This window comes from Anoxybacillus sp. FSL W8-0104, from assembly GCF_038004465.1.
Lineage (GTDB): Bacteria > Bacillota > Bacilli > Bacillales > Anoxybacillaceae > Anoxybacillus > Anoxybacillus flavithermus_G.
On the sequence record NZ_JBBOQU010000001.1, the window covers coordinates 1,204,320 to 1,225,798 of the forward strand.

At 40.8% G+C, this 21,479-nt stretch carries 26 protein-coding genes and 1 pseudogene; 20 read left to right on the plus strand and 7 right to left on the minus strand.

All coding sequences use genetic code 11. The features are described from left to right. Positions 1 to 3: 3 nt before the first annotated feature. The 4 genes and pseudogenes from miaA to NST18_RS06440 all read left to right on the plus strand — a co-directional run. Positions 4 to 939, plus strand: a complete 936-nt coding sequence (gene miaA, locus NST18_RS06425; RefSeq protein WP_004890639.1) for a tRNA (adenosine(37)-N6)-dimethylallyltransferase MiaA — start codon at positions 4 to 6, stop codon at positions 937 to 939. Positions 940 to 974: 35 nt separating this feature from the next. Next, complete coding sequence (gene hfq, locus NST18_RS06430) at positions 975 to 1,199, plus strand: RNA chaperone Hfq (RefSeq protein WP_004890637.1); 225 nt, start codon at positions 975 to 977, stop codon at positions 1,197 to 1,199. Between the two features lie 116 nt (positions 1,200 to 1,315). Further along, the gene (spoVK, locus tag NST18_RS06435; protein WP_004890634.1) at positions 1,316 to 2,245 is read left to right on the plus strand and encodes a stage V sporulation protein K; all 930 of its coding nucleotides are present in this window, start codon (positions 1,316 to 1,318) and stop codon (positions 2,243 to 2,245) included. A gap of 19 nt (positions 2,246 to 2,264) precedes the next feature. Further along, positions 2,265 to 2,516: pseudogene (locus NST18_RS06440) on the plus strand (steroid 3-ketoacyl-CoA thiolase); the annotation flags it as partial. Between the two features lie 35 nt (positions 2,517 to 2,551). Here the strand turns inward: NST18_RS06440 and NST18_RS06445 are convergent. Further along, positions 2,552 to 3,160, minus strand: a complete 609-nt coding sequence (locus tag NST18_RS06445; protein WP_004890631.1) for a trimeric intracellular cation channel family protein — start codon at positions 3,158 to 3,160, stop codon at positions 2,552 to 2,554. A 194-nt stretch (positions 3,161 to 3,354) separates the two neighbouring features. Here NST18_RS06445 and NST18_RS06450 point away from each other — a divergent pair, with 194 nt between their 5' ends. From NST18_RS06450 to glnA, 5 genes are all read left to right on the plus strand, one after another. After that, on the plus strand, positions 3,355 to 4,470 hold the full coding sequence (locus tag NST18_RS06450; RefSeq protein ID WP_032101754.1) for an IS4 family transposase: 1,116 nt from the start codon (positions 3,355 to 3,357) through the stop codon (positions 4,468 to 4,470). A gap of 245 nt (positions 4,471 to 4,715) precedes the next feature. After that, entirely contained in the window at positions 4,716 to 5,963 is a 1,248-nt protein-coding gene (gene hflX, locus NST18_RS06455) for a GTPase HflX (protein ID WP_004890629.1), read from the plus strand. A 13-nt stretch (positions 5,964 to 5,976) separates the two neighbouring features. After that, positions 5,977 to 7,245: a methionine gamma-lyase family protein gene (locus NST18_RS06460; RefSeq protein WP_004890626.1), complete on the plus strand. Its 1,269-nt coding sequence runs from the start codon at positions 5,977 to 5,979 to the stop codon at positions 7,243 to 7,245. Positions 7,246 to 7,346: 101 nt separating this feature from the next. Beyond that, a complete protein-coding gene (locus NST18_RS06465) occupies positions 7,347 to 7,751 on the plus strand; it encodes a MerR family transcriptional regulator (protein WP_004890623.1) in 405 nt (134 codons plus the stop codon). A 54-nt stretch (positions 7,752 to 7,805) separates the two neighbouring features. After that, the gene (gene glnA, locus NST18_RS06470) at positions 7,806 to 9,140 is read left to right on the plus strand and encodes a type I glutamate--ammonia ligase (protein ID WP_004890621.1); all 1,335 of its coding nucleotides are present in this window, start codon (positions 7,806 to 7,808) and stop codon (positions 9,138 to 9,140) included. Positions 9,141 to 9,184: 44 nt separating this feature from the next. Here glnA and lexA read toward each other — a convergent pair whose 3' ends face one another. Next, entirely contained in the window at positions 9,185 to 9,802 is a 618-nt protein-coding gene (gene lexA / locus NST18_RS06475) for a transcriptional repressor LexA (protein ID WP_004890619.1), read from the minus strand. A 146-nt stretch (positions 9,803 to 9,948) separates the two neighbouring features. Here lexA and yneA point away from each other — a divergent pair, with 146 nt between their 5' ends. The 8 genes from yneA to NST18_RS06515 all read left to right on the plus strand — a co-directional run bounded on the left by yneA (position 9,949) and on the right by NST18_RS06515 (position 15,376). After that, the gene (gene yneA, locus NST18_RS06480; RefSeq protein ID WP_004890617.1) at positions 9,949 to 10,251 is read left to right on the plus strand and encodes a cell division suppressor protein YneA; all 303 of its coding nucleotides are present in this window, start codon (positions 9,949 to 9,951) and stop codon (positions 10,249 to 10,251) included. 15 nt (positions 10,252 to 10,266) lie between these two features. Then, positions 10,267 to 10,962: a YneB family resolvase-like protein gene (locus NST18_RS06485; protein WP_004890614.1), complete on the plus strand. Its 696-nt coding sequence runs from the start codon at positions 10,267 to 10,269 to the stop codon at positions 10,960 to 10,962. Between the two features lie 6 nt (positions 10,963 to 10,968). After that, positions 10,969 to 11,199: a DUF896 domain-containing protein gene (locus tag NST18_RS06490; protein WP_004890611.1), complete on the plus strand. Its 231-nt coding sequence runs from the start codon at positions 10,969 to 10,971 to the stop codon at positions 11,197 to 11,199. 148 nt (positions 11,200 to 11,347) lie between these two features. Next, the gene (gene tkt / locus NST18_RS06495) at positions 11,348 to 13,351 is read left to right on the plus strand and encodes a transketolase (RefSeq protein WP_004890608.1); all 2,004 of its coding nucleotides are present in this window, start codon (positions 11,348 to 11,350) and stop codon (positions 13,349 to 13,351) included. A gap of 119 nt (positions 13,352 to 13,470) precedes the next feature. After that, on the plus strand, positions 13,471 to 13,683 hold the full coding sequence (locus NST18_RS06500) for a YneF family protein (protein ID WP_003398951.1): 213 nt from the start codon (positions 13,471 to 13,473) through the stop codon (positions 13,681 to 13,683). Between the two features lie 113 nt (positions 13,684 to 13,796). Continuing rightward, on the plus strand, positions 13,797 to 14,501 hold the full coding sequence (locus NST18_RS06505; protein WP_064214153.1) for a cytochrome c biogenesis CcdA family protein: 705 nt from the start codon (positions 13,797 to 13,799) through the stop codon (positions 14,499 to 14,501). A 26-nt stretch (positions 14,502 to 14,527) separates the two neighbouring features. After that, the gene (locus tag NST18_RS06510) at positions 14,528 to 14,887 is read left to right on the plus strand and encodes a response regulator (protein ID WP_004890603.1); all 360 of its coding nucleotides are present in this window, start codon (positions 14,528 to 14,530) and stop codon (positions 14,885 to 14,887) included. Positions 14,888 to 14,908: 21 nt separating this feature from the next. After that, on the plus strand, positions 14,909 to 15,376 hold the full coding sequence (locus NST18_RS06515) for a CcdC family protein (RefSeq protein ID WP_004890601.1): 468 nt from the start codon (positions 14,909 to 14,911) through the stop codon (positions 15,374 to 15,376). A 14-nt stretch (positions 15,377 to 15,390) separates the two neighbouring features. On the opposite strand, the gene NST18_RS06520 is transcribed toward NST18_RS06515, so the two are convergent. Together NST18_RS06520 and NST18_RS06525 are read right to left on the minus strand one after the other, a co-directional pair. Next, complete coding sequence (locus NST18_RS06520) at positions 15,391 to 15,831, minus strand: DUF2621 domain-containing protein (protein WP_004890598.1); 441 nt, start codon at positions 15,829 to 15,831, stop codon at positions 15,391 to 15,393. Between the two features lie 78 nt (positions 15,832 to 15,909). Beyond that, positions 15,910 to 16,053, minus strand: a complete 144-nt coding sequence (locus NST18_RS06525) for a small acid-soluble spore protein P (protein ID WP_006318326.1) — start codon at positions 16,051 to 16,053, stop codon at positions 15,910 to 15,912. Positions 16,054 to 16,156: 103 nt separating this feature from the next. On the opposite strand from NST18_RS06525, the gene NST18_RS06530 reads away from it, so the two are divergent. Further along, the gene (locus NST18_RS06530) at positions 16,157 to 16,417 is read left to right on the plus strand and encodes a hypothetical protein (protein WP_004890593.1); all 261 of its coding nucleotides are present in this window, start codon (positions 16,157 to 16,159) and stop codon (positions 16,415 to 16,417) included. A gap of 17 nt (positions 16,418 to 16,434) precedes the next feature. Here NST18_RS06530 and sspO read toward each other — a convergent pair whose 3' ends face one another. Continuing rightward, on the minus strand, positions 16,435 to 16,584 hold the full coding sequence (gene sspO, locus NST18_RS06535) for a small acid-soluble spore protein O (protein WP_004890592.1): 150 nt from the start codon (positions 16,582 to 16,584) through the stop codon (positions 16,435 to 16,437). Between the two features lie 169 nt (positions 16,585 to 16,753). On the opposite strand from sspO, the gene acnA reads away from it, so the two are divergent. Next, positions 16,754 to 19,462, plus strand: a complete 2,709-nt coding sequence (gene acnA / locus NST18_RS06540) for an aconitate hydratase AcnA (protein WP_004890589.1) — start codon at positions 16,754 to 16,756, stop codon at positions 19,460 to 19,462. A gap of 24 nt (positions 19,463 to 19,486) precedes the next feature. Here the strand turns inward: acnA and sspL are convergent, their stop codons facing one another. Further along, a complete protein-coding gene (gene sspL, locus NST18_RS06545) occupies positions 19,487 to 19,618 on the minus strand; it encodes a small, acid-soluble spore protein L (protein ID WP_035018667.1) in 132 nt (43 codons plus the stop codon). Positions 19,619 to 20,087: 469 nt separating this feature from the next. On the opposite strand from sspL, the gene NST18_RS06550 reads away from it, so the two are divergent. Beyond that, positions 20,088 to 20,558: a divergent PAP2 family protein gene (locus NST18_RS06550; protein WP_041638403.1), complete on the plus strand. Its 471-nt coding sequence runs from the start codon at positions 20,088 to 20,090 to the stop codon at positions 20,556 to 20,558. Here NST18_RS06550 and NST18_RS06555 read toward each other — a convergent pair. Further along, complete coding sequence (locus NST18_RS06555) at positions 20,553 to 21,449, minus strand: DMT family transporter (RefSeq protein ID WP_340721301.1); 897 nt, start codon at positions 21,447 to 21,449, stop codon at positions 20,553 to 20,555. The genes NST18_RS06550 and NST18_RS06555 overlap by 6 nt on opposite strands. Positions 21,450 to 21,479 lie beyond the last annotated feature (30 nt).

Here is a 21,479-nt window from a genome sequence, read left to right on the forward strand (position 1 = left end):
TTTATGGGAGAGAAAGTCGTTGTGTTAATCGGTCCAACGGCTGTAGGGAAAACGAAAATGAGTATACAATTGGCGAAACGCTTAAACGGGGAAATTATTAATGGCGATTCGATGCAAGTATATAAAGGATTGGATATTGGAACAGCTAAAATTCGTCAAGAAGAAACGGAAGGTATTTCACATCATTTACTAGATATAAAGGAGCCGCATGAATCTTTTTCTGTGGCAGAGTTTCAGACGCTTGCCCGTTCACTTATTAAAGATATAACGAAACGAGGAAAACTTCCGATCATCGTTGGTGGTACAGGGCTATATATCCAATCTGTTATTTACGATTATCAATTTTCAGACGCCCCTTCTAACGACTTGTATCGCCAGTCACTTGAACGTTGTTCACCTGATGAGTTGTATGAACAACTGAAACAAATTGATCCCTTAAGTGCAGAACGCATTCATCCGAATAACGTTCGTCGTGTCATTCGTGCGTTAGAAATTTATCATTGTACAGGAAAAACAATGACAGAATGGCTGAAAGAGCAAAAACGTCAGCTGGTATATAACGTAGCACTTATTGGATTGACAATGGAACGAGAGAAGCTATATGCACGTATTAATCAACGAGTAGATCAAATGATTGATCAAGGGTTGATTGAAGAAGTGAAACGATTATATAAACAAGGTTTACGTGACTGTCAAGCAATTCAGGCAATCGGCTATAAAGAGTTATATGCGTATTTTGACGGAATGCTTACGCTGAAAGAGGCAATCGAACAATTGAAACAAAACTCTCGTCGCTACGCAAAGCGTCAGTTCACATGGTTCCGAAATCAAATGCCTGTTCAATGGTTTGACATGACCGATGATACAATATTTGAAAGACGAGTCAATGAAATTTTGCATTACATAGAAGGAAAGTTTCACTTTCAGTCGAATATGTAAACGTAATGTAGAGAGAAAAAGAGGAGGACGAAGCAATGAAAAACACGATAAACATTCAAGATCAGTTTTTAAACCAATTGCGGAAGGAAGAAACAACGGTTACTGTATTTTTGCTAAATGGATTTCAATTGCGTGGGTTAGTGAAAGGATTTGACAATTTCACAGTATTGTTAGAAGTGGATGGAAAACAACAATTAATTTATAAACATGCCATTTCCACATTTGCACCACAAAAAAACGTAAAAATTGAGATTGAGTAAGATATATCGCTCACCTATATCGGTGGGCGATTTTTTCGTTAGGCATTTGTCACGAAATGGGCGATGGTAGCGTATATTGATAAAAGAAGCAACGATGAAGGAGAGGTGACGTTGCCTTGTCAGAGTTGACGATGAAGCAAACAAAAAGTCAAATTAATATCGTGCTTAATGCGAAAAACGTTAATTATTTACCGAAAGAAGAAACACCGAATCGCATTGATTATCATCAACACGCAGTATTGAAAGAGATTCAGAAGGAACTAGATGAGTTAGTTGGACTAAGTGAAGTGAAAAAATTAATTAAGGAAATTTACGCATGGTTATACATTAATAAAGCACGTCAAGCAAATGGATTAAAGGGAAATAAACAGTCTCTTCACATGATTTTTAAAGGGAATCCCGGGACTGGGAAAACGACAGTTGCTCGTATTCTTGGTAAGTTATTTTTAGAAATGAATGTGTTATCTAAAGGACATTTTATTGAAGCAGAACGTGCGGATTTAGTTGGCGAATATATCGGTCATACCGCCAATAAAACACGTGACTTAATTAAGAAAGCACGTGGAGGTATTTTATTTATTGACGAAGCATACTCCCTTGCGCGTGGAGGGGAGAAAGATTTTGGAAAAGAAGCGATTGATACGTTAGTAAAAGGAATTGAAGATTTTTCTGATGACTTAGTCGTTATTTTAGCAGGATATCCAGCCGAAATGGACTATTTTTTATCTTTAAATCCAGGATTGCCGTCACGCTTTCCGTTAATACTTGAATTTCCTGACTATACAGCAGAGGAACTTGTACAAATTGCAAAACAAATGCTTCATATAAGAGAATACGAGCTTACTAATGAAGCAGAACGAAAGCTACGTGAACATATTGAGCAACTATTAGCCGACGGATATCAAAGAAAATTTAGCAACGGCCGTTACATTCGAAATTTGATTGAAAAAGCAATTCGAAAACAAGCGGTACGTCTGTTGCACGAAGGGCGTTACGATAAAAAAGAATTAATGATTATACGTGAACGTGACCTAGTTGTTGAATAAATAGGGGAGGGAAACCTTCCTTGTCGAAATTAACGAAGCGTTTGCGCCTGTCGTCCTCGCTTGGCAAAAAGAGATCGGTGCTCCCCTTTCGAAAGTGAACGTTAACGGTGGTGCTATCGCTTTAGGCCATCCGCTCGGCGCAACTGGCGTGAAACTGATGGCATCCCTCGTTCACGAACTCGAACGACGAAAGGGGCGCTACGGCTTATTAACGATTTGCATTGGGCACGGCATGTCCACTGCGACCATCATCGAACGGTGGGAAGAATAAAAAGAAATCGGATGTCTCCATCGAGACATCCGGTTTCAGTTTCCTGCCTTCAACGACTTATTTGGCAATTTCCAGTTATATGTATACGATAAAATGCGCAATGTTGCAACAATAACAAACAATACATACAAACTAATTGAAGAATGTGCGATTCCGGTTCCGACTGCAATGCCAGCGACAATGGCCCACACAGCATAAATTTCATCCCGTAATACGAGCGGTTTTCTTCCGGCCAATACATCGCGGATCATTCCCCCACCGCTCCCGGTCAATACAGCAGCGACGATGACTGCACTCAACGGACGATTCATTTGAACAGCATATAGCGCTCCTTGAATAGCGAACGCTGAAAGACCGAGGGCATCAAAAAAGTTCCCCCACCGCTGCCAATGTGGTAGCATTTTTTGCGGAAACAAATAGACAATCGTCATCGCAATAAACGCAATCAAAAAAAGAGTTTGTTGCTGCCAGAGGATCGATACAGGTACACCAATTAATACGTTGCGTACAGCACCGCCGCCGAATGCAGTTACAATCCCGAGAATATACACTCCTAAAACATCGTATTCTTCTTCCATAGCAACAATAGCTCCGCTAATTGCAAAGGCGATGGTGCCAATCATACTTAATACTTCCCAAGTCATCGTCGCATTCCTTTCTGTCTGTAACATCACGTTAAAATTTTATGTATAAAATATCACTAGCATTGCAGTAATTAAATCTGATGATTCAAAATACTAAGAATGTTCAATTTTTTATTGATTTCGAAACAAAAAAATCCTTTACAATGGAAGTACAGGTGGTTCCTGTCCAAATCCAATCGTAAAGGATAACTGTTATGGACAAGAATACACTAATTTCATCATTTGGTAAATGGGTTTCACCCATAAATATTCAAAAACTTAGCGAACAAGTCAAAGAATTGAAACAGGACTATTACACAAAAAAGCTGACAACAGAAGCCTATATTAAATTTTTATTGGTAGCCCAACTGCTCGAATTTAAGAGCTTAGAGGAAATGAGTGATGCACTTGTAGACGAAGATCTTCAAAAAGCACTCGGATTTGAATCGATAAGTGCCTCTCAGCTATCCCGAAAAAACAATCAGATCAACCCACTAATTCTTGCAAATTTGTTCTTGGATCTTGTTTGGAAAATTCAACGGTACCATTATAAAAACGGAAAGAATATGCCACTGAAAATCATTGATTCGAGTACACTCCCGTTGAATTTGACCAATTATAAATGGGCAAAATTCCGTAAAACAAAAGCTGGTGTAAAGCTACACTTACGGCTCGTTTTCATGGATAAAGACACCGTCTATCCTGAAAAAGCAGTGATTACGACAGCAAAAGAACATGACCGAAATCAACTCGAAGTCCTAGTGGATGATAAAGAAGCCATGTATGTGTTTGACCGCGGTTATGTGGACTATGAACGTTTTGACCGGATGACAGATGATGGCTATTTCTTCGTTTCAAGACTGAAGAAAAACGCAGTCATTCGTGAAGTCTATACATTTTCACTTCCTGATGATTGTCACGTTCTATCCGATAAAATGGTCTATATTGGTACCACACAAAATCGTACTGAAAATGTCTATCGTCTACTAGAAGTTATGGACACAAAAGGGAACTTACTTCGTTTAATTACCAACCGATTTGATTTAAAAGCAGAAGAGATAAGTGGTATTTACCGATCTCGCTGGGCTATTGAACTCTTTTTCAAATGGCTTAAGCAACACGTAGAAATTAAGCACTTTTATGGAATGAGTGAAACAGCTATTCAAAATCAAATTTTCTTAGCCCTTATCACGTATTGCTTACATGTTCTCATTCAATTGGAGATGAAAAGTAAGAAATCCCTACTTCGAATTACTCGTTGGTTAAAGAGAGCTCTGTGGAAACCAGCTTATGTTTGGTTGCGAAAATTTGATGGGCGAGCCAGTCCATAATCTCCCTTTTGTCGTTGTCGCTCTGATTTAACTGTATATATTTACCAAATGGACAGTGCCGCCTTTCTTTAGGTTTTGTCTTTTTGGCACAAATTCACAAAAAATAATTAACAGAAAATTCTAACTATATTTATGCAATGCTAATGATAAAATATAAAAAAATCAATGCTCATTTTTCAGTCATAGCACTTTTACATAAGATTTGTTATGATGAGAACAGACGTTCAACAGGAAAGAGGGAAAATATGCAAAAAGAAAGAGTGATTATTGTTGGGTGTCAGTTACCACATGTTGATGATGAACGGTTTTCGTATTCGATGGAAGAGCTTTCCTCGCTCGTTCATACGGCAAATGGTGAAGTAGTCATAAGCCTCACACAAAGACGGGACACGATCCATCCGGCGACATATATCGGCAAAGGGAAAGTGGAAGAGCTTGTTCGACTTATTGAACAGTTTGAACCAGATGTTGTTATTTTTAATGATGAATTGTCACCAAGCCAAAACCGCAACTTAACAAAGGTATTAAACGTGCGTGTCATTGACCGGACGCAGCTTATTTTAGACATTTTCGCAAGCCGCGCCCGCTCTAAAGAAGGGAAATTGCAAGTCGAGCTTGCTCAATTGCAATACATCTTGCCGCGGTTAAGTGGGCAAGGTGTAGAACTCTCTCGTTTAGGTGGTGGAATTGGAACGAGGGGACCGGGGGAAACGAAACTAGAAACTGATCGTCGTCATATTCGTCGTCGCATCGATGAAATTAAAGCGCAGCTAAAAGCGGTCGTCGAACATCGTGGACGGTATCGTGAGCGGCGGAAGAAAAACGCTGTGTTTCAAATTGCGCTCGTCGGCTATACGAACGCTGGCAAATCAACGATTTTTAATCGGCTTACGAACGCGGATGCGTTGGAAGAAAATTTATTGTTCGCTACGTTAGATCCGCTCACTAGAAAGCTTGTGCTGCCAAGCGGTTATACCGCGCTGTTGACGGATACGGTCGGCTTTATTCAAGACTTGCCGACAACGCTCGTTGCAGCGTTTCGTTCGACGTTAGAAGAAGTGAAAGAAGCCGATTTGATTTTACATATTGTCGATTCATCGAATCCTGATTATATTCAACATGAACAAACGGTCTATCGCTTGCTTGAAGAATTGGAGGCGACGACCATTCCAATCGCTACTGTATATAACAAACGTGATATCACTCTTCCAAGCTTTGTTCCAAGCCCGAAAACAGACTATATATTAGTAAGTGCGTTTAGTGAACAAGATGTACAAAAGCTGCGCCGATTTATTGAATCACACATGATCGAAGCGATGGAACGTTACGATGTAGCGATTCCTGCATTTGAGGGGAAACTGCTCGCACAGCTAAAAGCAGAAACAATTGTGCAGCACATATATTACAATGAACAAAGTGGCATGTATGAATGTAGCGGCTACATATTGTCGGAACATCCACTTTTAGCACAACTAAAAACATATCAAAAATAGAAAGGGTTGTTTTATGTTTCAACATTTAACTCATGGAGAAAAAATTGAAGCGCTCGTCAAAGAAATTGAAGCACAAATTGCCCCAGTTCATCGGGCAATTGACGAGCGAATCGACTATAACCAATATCGTGTTTTGCAGAGTTTTCGTCACCATCAAGTGAGCGATGCTCATTTTATTCCATCAACGGGATATGGTTATGATGACATCGGACGTGATACGCTTGAAAAAGTGTATGCGGATGTATTCGGTGGGGAAGCGGCGCTCGTTCGCCCACAAATCATTTCCGGTACGCACGCCATTACGATTGCCTTATTTGGTATTTTACGTCCCGGCGATGAACTTTTGTACATTACCGGCAAACCGTACGATACACTCGAAGAAATTGTCGGCATTCGCGGCAAAGGTATCGGTTCGTTAAAAGAGTTCCATATCGGCTATCAGAGCGTACCGCTCACTCCAGAAGGAAAAGTCGATTTTGTAGCAGTCAAACAGGCGATCAACGAACGGACAAAGATGATTGGTATTCAACGATCGAAAGGGTACGATCCTCGACCATCGTTTACTATTGCCGAAATAAAAGAGATGATTGATTTTGTCAAAGCAATCAAACAAGACGTTATTGTGTTTGTTGATAACTGTTACGGAGAATTTGTGGAAAACCAAGAGCCGTGCCATGTTGGCGCCGATTTAATGGCGGGTTCACTTATTAAAAATCCAGGTGGCGGATTAGCAAAAACGGGAGGATATCTCGTCGGTAAAAAAGAATATATCAATATGTGTGCATATCGTATGACCTCGCCAGGAATTGGTGCGGAAGCAGGCGCCTCCTTGTACAGTTTGCAAGAAATGTATCAAGGCTTTTTCTTGGCCCCCCATATCGTTGGACAAGCGTTAAAAGGCGCGGTCTTTACTGCAGCTATGCTTGAACGAATCGGAATGAACACGTATCCGACGTGGGATGCGAAGCGTACGGACTTGATTCAGTCCGTGCAATTTGACGATGCAGAACAAATGATTGCGTTTTGTCAAGCCATTCAATTCGCCTCTCCTGTCAATTCGCATTTTACTCCATATCCGAATTACATGCCGGGTTATGAGGATGATGTCATTATGGCGGCGGGGACGTTTGTACAAGGGGCAAGCATCGAGCTATCAGCCGATGGCCCGATTCGGCCTCCATATGTTGCATACGTCCAAGGGGGACTAACGTACTCACATGTCAAAATCGCTGTTTGCATGGCGATTGATCGATTGCTCGAAAAACAATTGATTCAATTATAAAATCTCTCAGAAAAAAATATGTAATAAAATATAACGTATCATTGACATATAGAGTAACATAGAATAAAATAAAAGTACGTATTACGTAAGGAGGGGTCGACATGAATAGTCAAATTCGTCGCTCCATGCCGTTATTTCCTATCGGTATCGTTATGCAGTTAACAGATTTATCAGCACGTCAAATCCGTTATTATGAAGAACACGGTCTTATTTCACCTGCACGGACAGAAGGTAATCGGCGGTTGTTCTCGTTTAATGACGTGGATCGGTTGCTTGAAATTAAAGATCTAATCGAGCAAGGGGTTAATTTGGCGGGAATTAAACAAATTTTTGCTTCACGTCAGCAACAACACGCTGAAGCAACGCCACCTGTTGCGCCGAAAGTCATGAAGCAAGGTTTGTCGGAAGCGGAGTTGCGCAAACTTTTGCGTGCCGAGCTGATGCAAGCAGGTCGCTTTAATCGCGCTTCACTTCGTCAAGGCGATATCGCTCGTTTTTTTCATTAAAAAATTTATGTTTTTTAACATAAATGATCTTTTCATTTTGGGGGAGGAATATGTATGACTAAGTACACAAAAGAAGACATTTTTCGTATTGTAAAGGAAGAGAATGTAAAGTATATTCGCTTGCAGTTCACTGACATTCTCGGCACGATTAAAAACGTAGAAATTCCAGTGAGCCAGCTACAAAAAGCGCTCGATAATAAAATGATGTTTGACGGATCATCGATCGAAGGATTTGTTCGCATCGAAGAATCAGATATGTACTTGTACCCAGATTTAGATACATTCGTTATTTTCCCATGGACAGCTGAAAAAGGAAAAGTGGCACGCTTTATTTGTGACATTTATAATCCGGATGGTACACCGTTTGAGGGATGTCCGCGTTACAACTTAAAACGTGTACTAAAAGAAATGAAGGAGCTCGGATTTACAGAGTTCAACCTAGGGCCAGAGCCAGAGTTCTTCTTGTTTAAGTTAGATGAAAAAGGAGAGCCTACATTAGAGTTAAACGATAATGGCGGCTACTTTGACTTAGCACCAACCGATTTAGGAGAAAACTGCCGACGGGATATTGTATTAGAATTAGAAGAGATGGGATTCGAAATTGAAGCGTCTCACCATGAAGTTGCGCCAGGGCAACATGAAATTGACTTCAAGTATGCAAATGCGGTAAAAGCGTGTGATGACATTCAAACATTTAAGCTTGTCGTCAAGACTGTTGCACGTAAACACGGTTTGCACGCGACATTTATGCCAAAACCACTTTTTGGTGTAAACGGATCTGGTATGCATTGTAACTTGTCGCTCTTTAAAAATGGTGAAAATGCCTTTTTTGATCCGAACGGTCAGCTACAACTAAGTGAAACAGCATTACAGTTTATTGCAGGTGTGTTAAAACACGCGCCAAACTTTACAGCGGTAACAAACCCAACGGTAAACTCTTACAAACGTCTTGTTCCAGGCTATGAGGCACCTTGTTATGTGGCGTGGTCGGCACGCAACCGTAGCCCGCTTATTCGTATCCCGGCGTCACGCGGCATGAGCACACGCATTGAAGTGCGTAGCGTAGACCCAGCAGCTAATCCATACTTAGCGATGGCTGTATTATTGGCGGCCGGACTAGATGGAATTAAAAACAAGTTGACGCCTCCTGCGCCAGTTGACCGCAACATTTATGTGATGACAAAAGAGGAGCGTTTAGAAGAAGGTATTGTTGACTTACCTGCGACATTAGCAGAAGCGCTCCAAAACTTAAAATCGGATGAAGTAATTGTTAATGCGCTTGGTAAACATTTATTCGAACACTTTGTCGAAGCGAAAGAAATTGAATGGGATATGTTTCGCACGGCTGTGCATCCATGGGAACGTGAACAATATATGAGCCTTTACTAAAAAAGCTAACGGTTTTTCCGTTAGCTTTTTTCCGTTTCTTTTTCTTAATGGATAGATCGATATACGCCGATGACTTTTCCTAAAATTGTAGCGTTTTGGACAATGATCGGCTCCATTGAAGAGTTCTCAGGTTGCAAACGGATATGATCTTTTTCTTTAAAAAACCGTTTTACTGTCGCTTCATGATCTTCCGTCATCGCTACAACGATATCCCCATTATTTGCTGTTTGTTGTTGACGGACGATTACGTAGTCTCCGTCTAAAATACCGGCTTCAATCATGCTTTCTCCGACAATTTGCAACATAAATACTTGATCATCTGGTGAGACGAACCGTTCTGGGAGGGGGAAGTATTCTTCAATATTTTCAATTGCAGTAATTGGTTGTCCGGCTGTGACTTTTCCGACGATTGGGACATTGATGACATTTGTTCTCGGGATGGATTCATGTTCGTCCAAAATCTCAATGGCACGAGGTTTTGTTGGATCACGTCTAATGAACCCTTTGTTTTCTAAACGAGCTAAATGTCCGTGAACGGTAGAACTTGAAGCTAAACCAACTGCCTCGCCAATTTCCCTCACAGATGGTGGATACCCTTTCGTGCGCACTTCTTGTTTAATAAAGTCCAAAATTTGTTGTTGTCGTTTTGATAATTTCGCCATCTTTATACACCTCTTCCTTTTCAATCTTTGTCCACATTATAACATATATTCGTACATGGATACAAACATAAGTTCGAGAAATAGTTGACACGAACAAAAGTTCGCGTTATCATAAATACAAACAAATGTTCTTGGGGGTAGGTTTGATGAGCAAAATACATTATATAATAATGATCTTATTTAGCTTTTTGTTTGTATGGGCATTTGTGCATGTCACACAATCTGTTGATAAAGAAAAATATGTGGAGATTACGGTATCAGCTGGCGATACACTATGGGGGCTTGCAGAGCAATATAAACATGAACATCAATTGTCACGGCAACAATTCATTGAATGGGTAATGAAAGTAAATAAACGTTCAGACGATCAATTGATCGTTGGTGAGAAAATTGTCATACCTGTGTTAAAATCAAATAGCGAAAATCAGCTCGTTGCTAATAAACCATAAAGAAAGGGATGACGGATGAACGCGATTATTTATTGTCGTGTAAGTACGACAAAAGAGGCACAAGAAACATCGCTGCAAAGACAAAAAGAAGAGCTTCAGCAACTTGCTAAGGAATACGAAATGAATGTGATCAAGATCATTGAAGAACAGGCAAGTGGTTACGACATTGAACGCGAAGGAATTATGGAGTTGCTTGATACGATGAAACAACATCGCATCGACGTCGTTCTCGTTCAAGATGAAACAAGACTTGGACGAGGAAATGCAAAAATTGCTCTTCTTCGTTGTTTACAAAAGGAAGGGATTCGCGTGTATACGGTAAGTCATCGCGGGGAGCTTCAATTATCAGAAGCAGACTCGATGGTGTTAGAGATTATTAGTATTGTTGAAGAATACCAAAGAAAGATACATAACTTAAAAATTAAACGCGGTATGCAACGAGCTGTCCAAAACGGATATCGTCCAGAAAACAATTTGCGCAACATTGGTGGACACGCTGGACGCGATCGGAAAGATGTGCCGATTGAAGATATTGTTCGTTTACGCCAAAATGGCTTAACGTTTACAGAAATTGCGGCTACGCTTCGTTCATTTGGTTATGATGTATCTAAAGCGACTGTTCATCGGCGATACAAAGAATACGAACAACTTGTCAACAAAGAAAAGTTTTTGTATGATGATACGAGCAAAAAAATCAATACAAAGGAATGAGGTTGAATGTTATCTTCTGAAAAAATTGCACGAATTAATGCATTAGCTAAAAAAGCAAAACTAGAAGGGCTGACAGCGGAAGAGAAGCAAGAGCAGCTGCAGCTCCGCGCTGAGTATATTGCAGCGTTTCGCGAGTCGATGATTGAAACGTTGCATGCTGTAAAAGTGATTGATCCAAATGGCAATGATGTCACACCAACAAAATTAAAGGATAGTAAGAAAAAACGCCTGCATTAATACGCCTATCATGGAGAGCATACAAGTATAGATGTTCTCTCTTTTTTTATCAGTTTGTCAAAAAAAAGTGTTGTGAATTGTTGTACATTTCATGTACTTTTCTATATCATAAAAGATGAGAATGTTTGCAAATGAAAGGATGAAGATGATGACACACTCTATCGAACAATTGTCGATTGCGGCAATTCGCACATTGTCGATCGATGCCATTGAAAAAGCAAATTCAGGTCACCCAGGAATGCCGATGGGAGCTGCACCGATGGCGTATACGCTATGGACAAAGTTTATGAACCATAATCCGCGCAACCCAAAATGGTTTAATCGTGACCGCTTTGTATTATCGGCAGGACACGGTTCGATGTTATTGTATAGCTTGCTTCATTTAAGTGGCTACGATGTTACGATGGAAGACATTAAGCAGTTTCGCCAATGGGGAAGTAAAACACCGGGGCATCCCGAATACGGTCATACACCAGGTGTCGAAGCAACGACTGGACCGCTTGGGCAAGGGATTGCGATGGCTGTTGGAATGGCGATGGCAGAGCGTCATTTAGCAGCTACATACAACAAAGACAATTTCGAAATTATTAACCATTTTACATATGCGATTTGCGGCGACGGTGATTTAATGGAAGGAGTTTCTGCTGAAGCTGCTTCGTTAGCTGGTCACTTAAAACTTGGCCGCCTCATCGTTCTTTATGATTCAAATGATATTTCGCTAGATGGCGAATTACATCTTTCGTTTTCAGAAAGCGTTGAGCAACGTTTCAAAGCGTATGGATGGCAATATATTCGTGTCGAAGATGGAAATAACATTGAAGAAATTGCTCAAGCGATTGCTGAAGCTCAAAAAGATTTGGAGCGCCCGACGTTAATTGAAGTAAAAACAATAATCGGTTACGGTTCACCAAACAAAGCGGGAACAGCTGATGTACATGGCGCTCCGCTAGGTAAAGATGAAATTAAGTTAACAAAAGAAGCATATAAATGGACGTTTGAAGAAGATTTTTACGTTCCAGATGAAGTATATGCTCATTTTGAAAAAGTAGTTAAAGAAGCCGGAGAGAAAAAAGAAGCTGAGTGGAATGCTTTATTTGCTGAATATGAAAAAGCATATCCAGATTTAGCGAAACAGCTAAAAATGGCGATTGAAGGTAAACTTCCTGAAGGTTGGGAAAAAGCGTTGCCTGTATATGCTGAAGGGAAGAGTCTAGCAACACGTGCTTCTTCTGGAGAAGTATTGAATGCTATCGCAAAAGTTGTGCCACAATTTTTAGGTGGATCCGCAGACTTAGCAGGTTCAAATAAAACGTTGATTAAAGGAGCAGGAGACTTCTTACCTGGAAGTTATGAAGGTCGTAACATTTGGTTTGGTGTACGTGAATTTGCGATGGGCGCAGCGTTAAATGGTATGGCGCTCCATGGCGGTGTAAAAGTGTACGGTGGTACGTTCTTCGTCTTTTCAGATTATTTACGTCCAGCGATTCGACTTGCTGCACTTATGGGATTGCCTGTCACATATGTATTTACGCACGATAGCATTGCTGTTGGTGAGGATGGTCCAACGCATGAGCCAATTGAACAACTCGCTTCATTAAGAGCGATGCCAAATGTATGCGTCATTCGTCCGGCAGATGCGAACGAAACAGCAGCTGCATGGCGGTTAGCGGTAGAATCTACGGATCGTCCGACAGCGCTTGTGTTGACACGTCAAAACCTTCCTACGCTAGCGACAACAGCAGAGCGTGCGTATGAAGGAGTGAAAAGAGGAGCGTATGTTGTTTCTGAAGCTCAAGGAGAAGTACAAGCCCTGTTGCTAGCATCTGGTTCAGAAGTTAGCCTAGCAGTAGAGGCACAAAAAGCGTTAGCGAATGAAGGAATTCATGTTTCTGTTGTGAGCATGCCTTCATGGGACCGTTTTGAGGCTCAGCCAGCTGAGTATAAAGAAAGCGTCATTCCAAAACGTGTGAAAAAACGTCTTGCGATTGAAATGGGCTCATCTCTTGGTTGGGAGCGTTATACAGGCGATGAAGGCGATATTTTAGCCATTGATCGCTTTGGAGCTTCTGCCCCTGGAGAAAAAATTATGCAAGAATACGGATTTACAGTGGAAAACGTTGTTGCCCGAGTCAAAGCGTTGTTAAACAAATAATAAAACGGGGAGATGAGCTCCCCGTTTTATTATCGCATAAAGATTTTTTACTGAACATATTGTACAAACCGTTATTGTTTAGTATAGTGTAGTGTAGACAACATGAAGGAGGAAAAAATATGTGGGAAATGATTTTAGTAGGCATTGTAGCGCTTGCTGCTGGCGTTGCGCTCGGATTTTTTATCGCGCGTAAAACAATGATGAACTACTTAAAGAAAAATCCACCGATTAATGAACAAATGATTCGAATGATGATGATGCAAATGGGAATGACGCCATCGCAAAAAAAGATCAACCAAATGATGAAAGCGATGAACAATCAGTTGAAATAAAGGTAAGGCACTCACAACGAGTGTCTTTTTTAGCATGGAAAGAAGCTGTTGCCCGTATTTGTATTTTTTTGATAAAATATAGCTAAATGAAGAAAGAATGGAGTGCCAATCATATGGACATTCAACTGTTTGTTGCGTTTGGGGCAGGTGTGTTGTCGTTTATTTCTCCTTGCTGTTTGCCGCTTTACCCAGCCTTTTTATCATATATTACGGGAGTTTCAGTTAGTGATTTAAAGTCTGATTATGCATTGTTACAAAAAAGAAGTTTGTTACATACGTTATTTTTTTTGCTCGGTTTTTCTTTTATCTTTATTGCGATCGGTTTCGGCACATCGATTCTTGGACGTTTTTTTCATACGTACCAAGATCTTATTCGGCAAATTGGTGCAATACTGATGGTGTTTTTCGGATTTGTTATTATCGGCATCTTTAAGCCGACCTTTTTAATGACGGATCGTCGTTTATCCTTTCAACAACGTCCATCAGGTTACATCGGATCTTTTCTTATTGGCATGGCGTTTGCTGCCGGTTGGACGCCGTGTACAGGTCCGATTTTAGTATCCGTGATTGCTCTAGCAGCGACAAACCCAAGTTTAGGTGTAGTGTATATGACGGCGTATTCACTCGGTTTTGCTTTGCCTTTTTTGCTTTTATCGTTTTTTATTGGGAAAATGGGTTGGATTCGGAAACATCATGTTAAGCTAATGAAAGTCGGCGGATATGTCATGATAGGCATGGGGGTTGTACTGTTTTTTGATTGGATGACGAAAATTACGATTTATATGACAAACATATTTGGTGGCTTTACAGGTTTCTAGTTTCTTATGGTGTGGAGGGAAAGGAAATGGCAGGAATTTTAATTGTCGATGATGCAAAATTTATGCGTATGACGTTAGCAAATATTTTGAAAAAAGCGAATCATGAAGTGGTTGGGGAAGCAGAAAACGGAAGGGAAGCTGTTGAATTATATATAGAGTTAAAGCCAGACGTGGTGACACTCGATATTACAATGCCAGTGATGAGTGGTCTTGAAGCTGTGAGGGAAATTAAACGTCATGATCCTCATGCGAAGATTATTATGTGTTCCGCGATGGGGCAACAAAAAATGGTTGTTGAAGCTATTGAAGCAGGGGCGCTAGATTTTATCGAAAAACCATTTGATGAAAGTCGCGTCATGGAGGCTATTCAACGTGTGTTACAGTAAGATGAGAAAGGAAGATTGATTTTGGCTATTTTTAGTTCGGTATTTGCGGTGTTTATGGCTGGACTTGTTTTCTTTATTCGCATGAAAGCAGCAGAAAAACCGACAAACGCCAAAAAAATTATATTACCCCCTATTTTTATGAGCACAGGCGCCCTTATGTTTCTTCATCCAATGTTTCGAGTAACGATGTTAGAATGTGTAGAAGCAGTTTTTGTTGGAGCGCTTTTTTCTATTTTGTTAATTAAAACATCTTCGTTTGAAGTTCGAGGCAACAAAATTTATTTACAACGTTCAAAAGCGTTCGCTTTTATTTTTGTTGGCTTAATTGTATTGCGTCTCGCTTTAAAGACATATTTAAGCCGCACCATTGAGTACGGAGAACTTGCGGGAATGTTTTGGATTTTAGCCTTCTCGATGATTGTTCCGTGGCGAGTGGCGATGTATGCATCATATCGTCGCCTCCAACGCGAAATAAAAGAAAAAAGCTAATCAGCAACAGGCGATTAGCTTTTTTTTGTTAGTAGTAAATGTTCGTATTTTGTAAAATCAATTTGTTTTTCTCTTAGCGCTTTAATTAAAAATTTATGATCGCGTTTTGGTGTAGCGAGAATATAACCACGAACAACTAAATCTTCTGTAATTCGATCCGCCTGTTCTTGTAAAGCCAATTCTCCAATTTTACCAGCGATTTTTTGTCGAGCAACATCACGAAATAGCTCAGGAACAGGGCGAACTAAATCTTCGAGTAATGCTTTTTCTTTTTCAGACCATAGATGCCGTGTTTGTTCAATGTAATATTGTTGCCAATCCAATTCCGACTTTCCATCCTCTTTTGGCAGCCGCTTTAAAAATTTCCGAAACATGAAGAAGCCACCGATCGACATCGTAACAAGAAGAAAAACGACCCAAAATAAAATAAACCATAAAAACCAACCTGTTAGCATATATTCCACCTCAACGTTTATTATGTAAAAAAACAATGGTAGAATCAAGTAAAAGAGCTGACAGTTGCGTCAGCTCTTTTACATATCGTGACTTGAGTTATGCTTTTGACGGGTATGATTTTGATTTTTTACTTTTTTTGAACCACTAAGCGGTTCTGGTTGTCCTGGGTTATCTCCTTTTGGGGCATTTTTACGCATGTCTTTGCTTGTATTTTTGTTCACGCGACACACTCCTTTCTTTCATATGATGGCATGATAAACTGTATTTATGCATATTTCACCCGTCAATAGGCACGATAATAATAAAAAGAGGGGAGTGAAAGCGATGCCTTATCATAAAAATAAGCAACAGGCGTTTGAAGCTGCACAACAAGGAACAATGGAGGCAAAAGAATGGTATGATCATCTGGTGAAAAGTGACGCAGACTATGGAAGTCAGTTGCATCATCTAAAGCAAGAAGTAAACGAGGCGTTTGAACAAATTAATAACGCGCTTGAAGTAGCCTCGGAAAAACAACGCAAACAGCTTGAACAATTTCGTCATGATTTGCAAGCGATTGTCGAAGAAGTGAACATGTATGAATAATCCCGCTTCAAGCGGGATTATTGATTTTTCTTTCGTTTTTTATTATTTTGTTTTTGAGCTTCGGTGAGTGGCTCGTTGGAGAGCTCCTCATTGTAGCCAGCACCTTTTCCTTGTGCGCTCGCATCGTTCATGCCAGGAATGACATGATTTGCTTTTCTTTTTACCATCTTTTTTCACCTCCTACAACTATTGTTGGAAATAGAGCAAAAAAATATGCATTTATCTGAAACTTATAAACAATTATTATTTACTTATGGAGAGCATTGTATTAAGATAAAAGCGTAGGAATTTTGTGGGTGTGGGAGAAGATGATTTGTTAGAAGGGGGTAATACATAATGGTGAAAAATGATGTATTTCAAGCGCGTGATACGTTTGAGGTGAACGGGAAAAAATATCATTATTATCGTTTACAAGCGCTTGAAGAAGCAGGAATCGGAAATGTATCGCGTCTTCCGTATTCTATTAAAGTGCTTCTTGAATCAGTACTTCGTCAAGTTGATGGACGTGTCATTACGAAAGAGCATGTTGAAAATTTAGCGAAATGGGGAACGAGCGAACTAAAAGATGTAGACGTTCCGTTTAAACCATCTCGCGTCATCTTGCAAGACTTTACAGGTGTCCCTGCTGTTGTTGACTTAGCTTCTATGCGAAAAGCAATGGCCGACATCGGCGGAGATCCGTATGAAATCAACCCCGAAATTCCTGTTGATCTTGTGATTGACCACTCTGTCCAAGTGGATAAAGCAGGGACAGAAGATGCGCTCGAGTATAACATGAATTTAGAATTTGAACGCAATGCAGAGCGCTATAAGTTTTTAAAGTGGGCACAAAAAGCGTTTAGCAATTATCGTGTTGTTCCTCCAGCAACAGGTATTGTGCATCAAGTCAACTTAGAGTATTTAGCGAATGTGGTGCATGTTGTTGAAGGGGAAAATGGTGAGTATGAGGCGTTCCCAGATACGCTTGTTGGCACAGACTCCCACACAACAATGATTAACGGTATTGGCGTACTCGGTTGGGGTGTTGGTGGTATCGAGGCGGAAGCAGGCATGCTTGGACAACCGTCCTACTTCCCAGTACCAGAAGTAATCGGTGTGCGTTTAACAGGAAAATTACCAAACGGTACAACGGCAACAGACCTTGCGTTAAAAGTTACACAAGTGCTTCGGAAAAAAGGTGTTGTCGGTAAATTTGTTGAGTTTTTCGGCCCAGGTGTTGCGACGCTGCCATTAGCCGACCGTGCAACTGTGGCCAACATGGCGCCTGAGTATGGTGCAACGTGTGGCTTCTTCCCTGTTGACGCAGAGGCGCTTGATTACTTGCGTTTAACAGGTCGTGACGAGCAACATGTTCAAGTCGTTGAAGCATATTGTAAAGCAAACGGTTTGTTCTATACTCCAGATGCACAAGAACCTGTATTTACAGATGTCGTTGAAATTGACTTATCAGAAATTGAACCAAATCTTTCTGGACCAAAGCGTCCACAAGATTTAATTCCGCTTTCAAAAATGAAAGAATCGTTCCGTCAAGCCGTAGTTTCCCCGCAAGGAAATCAAGGCTTTGGCTTGACTGAAGCAGATTTTGATAAAGAAATCACAGTCACGTTAAACGGCGAAGAAGTAAAAATGAAAACAGGTGCGATTGCGATTGCAGCGATTACAAGCTGTACAAACACGTCTAACCCATACGTGTTAATCGGTGCAGGCTTAGTGGCGAAAAAAGCGGTGGAAAAAGGATTGAAAGTACCAAAATACGTAAAAACATCACTTGCACCTGGTTCGAAAGTCGTCACAGGATATTTAAAAGATTCAGGTCTTCTCCCTTACTTAGAGCAAATTGGCTTTAATATTGTCGGTTACGGTTGTACGACATGTATCGGTAACTCTGGTCCGCTTGCTCCGGAGCTTGAAAAAGCGATTGCCGAAAACGATTTGCTTGTCACGAGCGTATTGTCTGGTAACCGAAACTTTGAAGGGCGTATTCATCCGCTCGTCAAAGGCAACTATTTAGCATCACCGCCGCTTGTCGTGGCATACGCTCTTGCCGGAACAGTCGACATCGATTTGTTAAATGATCCGATCGGTAAAGATCAAAACGGCAATGATGTGTACTTTAACGACATTTGGCCATCTACAGAAGAAGTGAAAGAAGTTGTGAAAAAGACGGTGACACCAGAATTGTTCCGTAAAGAATACGAGCGAGTATTCGACGATAACGCGCGATGGAACGCGATTGAAACGACGGACGAGCCGCTTTATCAATGGGATGAAAACTCAACATATATTCAAAATCCGCCATTCTTTGAAGGATTATCGCCAGAAGTGGAAGAAGTAAAACCACTTGTTGGTTTGAGAGTGGTTGGAAAGTTTGGCGACTCTGTTACAACAGACCATATTTCGCCAGCTGGATCGATCGGGGTAAACACGCCAGCAGGACAATATTTAATTTCTAAAGGTGTTGATCCGAAAGACTTTAACTCGTACGGTTCTCGACGTGGTAACCACGAAGTAATGATGCGCGGTACGTTTGCAAACATCCGTATTCGCAACCAAATCGCGCCAGGTACAGAGGGTGGCTATACAACATATTGGCCAACAGGCGAAGTCATGTCGATTTACGATGCTTGCATGAAATATAAACAAGATGGTACAGGGCTTGTTGTTATTGCTGGAAAAGATTACGGAATGGGAAGCTCACGCGACTGGGCGGCAAAAGGAACATACTTGCTCGGTATCAAAACGGTTATTGCGGAAAGCTTTGAACGTATCCATCGTTCAAACCTTGTACTTATGGGTGTGTTACCACTCCAATTCAAAGAAGGGGAAAATGCTGAGACGCTTGGATTGACAGGTAAAGAAGTATTTGAAGTGCATATTGATGAAAACGTCAAACCGCGCGACTACGTCAAAGTAACAGCGACAGACGAGCAAGGAAACAAAAAAGAATTTGAAGTGCTTGTTCGTTTCGATAGCGAAGTAGAAATCGACTACTACCGTCATGGTGGAATTTTGCCGATGGTATTGCGCGAGAAGTTAAAACGATAAGAAGAGAGCGATCTGCTCTCTTCTTTATTTTGTGTTTGTCTTTTTCGCTGCGTTTTCTAATGCACTTTTTGGATCAGGGGTAAATGTGGCATCATATCCTTGTGGATTGACGCTTGGAGCGTTTTGCCCACGATTTCTTCCGTTATTTTTACTCATCATGTCCACCTCCTGCGCATATTGTATCCGTCTTTTTCAAAAAATATATATAAGAGGAGGCAGTGACGTCAACTACCCCCACTTAGCTAACGCTTGAAGTGAGGGCTTGCAACTCCCCAGAAGTGCAAACGGATTTCGTCCTCCTTCCTTGACTTGGGGTTGCATCAGGGGCAGGTTGACGACTACCCAACGACGCAGGTCATGCCTGCATCGTTACCGATTCTCTCGGTGTGTCTGTTGGCAGTACTTGGCTTCCACACACAACAGACGGACCTACGCTCGATGTTTTACGGTTACAACGTTTCCTGTAACCAACTCCATACATCGAGTAGCAGTTATTGGAGTGCCTTTATTGAACGGTTTTCTCCACGCCTTTATTATATCATACACAAAAGAAAGGGGGAACGCGCATTCCTCTCCCACTTACTCCCTTTGGTCGTTGAAGTGGGAGTCTCCTGCGCGAAATAGGATGAATCGAGCCATTCAAACAGCATTGTGTACAATTGCTTTAGCCCAATTTTTAAAAATTCCATTGACGAAAAGAAAAACGAAAAAGTGGGATTGGTCGCTTTTTTTTGAAACGGGAGGCATGCCAAGTTCACATTCTGCAGGTGTTGCCTCCCTTGCCACATATGTTGCTTTAAAAAGAGGAGTGCATAGTATAGATTTTGCCCTTGCAGCCATTTTTGGTTTAATTGTTATGTATGACGCCCAAGGAGTGCGTCATCAAGCAGGAGAGTTAGCTATTCGTGTGAACGAATTAACTGAGGAAATCGAACGGTTAAAAGGTGCTCAAGACGACGGAAAGTTGGACCGAAAAGAGGAGTTGTTGCGCGAACGGCTTGGTCATCAACCAATTGAAGTGATTGGAGGGGCGTTTCTTGGTATCGTTACAGGAGGATTATCTTATGTAATAAGTAGGTGGAAGCGCTCGCTATGAGAGGTGAGCGATCTTTTTTCTTTGCCATATATGTTGAGGGAGTTCTGACAAAATCATCCCTAATAAAATAAGTCCAGCTCCAAATAAGGCCGCTTGTTGAAGATACTCATCATTCCATATATATGCAGTTAGAGCCGCAAAAACAGGTTCTAAAGCGAAAATTAAGGCAACACGTGTCGGTGATGTATATCGTTGAAAATGCGTTTGAATAAAGAAAGCAATCGTTGTTGCGAATAGTGCGGTGATGAGTAGAGCCAGCCACACATCAAATTCAAAAAAAGTGGATAGTGGAATAAGAGACCAGTCTTCAAACAAATATGAACATATAAAACAAATGATGGATACTGTTTGAACTTGAATCGTTGTTAGTAGGATAGGTGAAAATTTTGTTGCATATATGCTTGTCGTTACGATATGTAGCGAGAAAGCGATAGCGCACAAAAAGACGAACACATCTCCTTTATTGATCGACATATCTCCGCTTGCGGTTAAAAGATATAGTCCGCATGTAGCGAGTATGCTTCCGACAACGGCGTTAAACGAAGGTCTTCGCTTTAAAATGATAAATGAAAGGAAAGGAACGATAACAACATTTAACCCGGTAATGAATCCCGCTTTTGATGAAGTCGTATACAATAAGCCAATCGTTTGAAAGGTATATCCAAGACATAGCCATATACCAAGAAGCAATCCAGCACATATAAGTTGTCGATCGAGAGGTTTACGTTCGAAGATAAGCACCCAAGCCCATAGCAGTACGCTAGCGATCGCAAAACGTACGCCATTAAACATTAACGGAGGTAAAAAAGCAATGGCGTTTTGAACGATGACAAACGTAGCCCCCCAAACAAATGCAACAAATAATAAACTAATATCAGCTTTGTATTTCATTTGACTCTCCTTTACAAAAAATGTTGTATA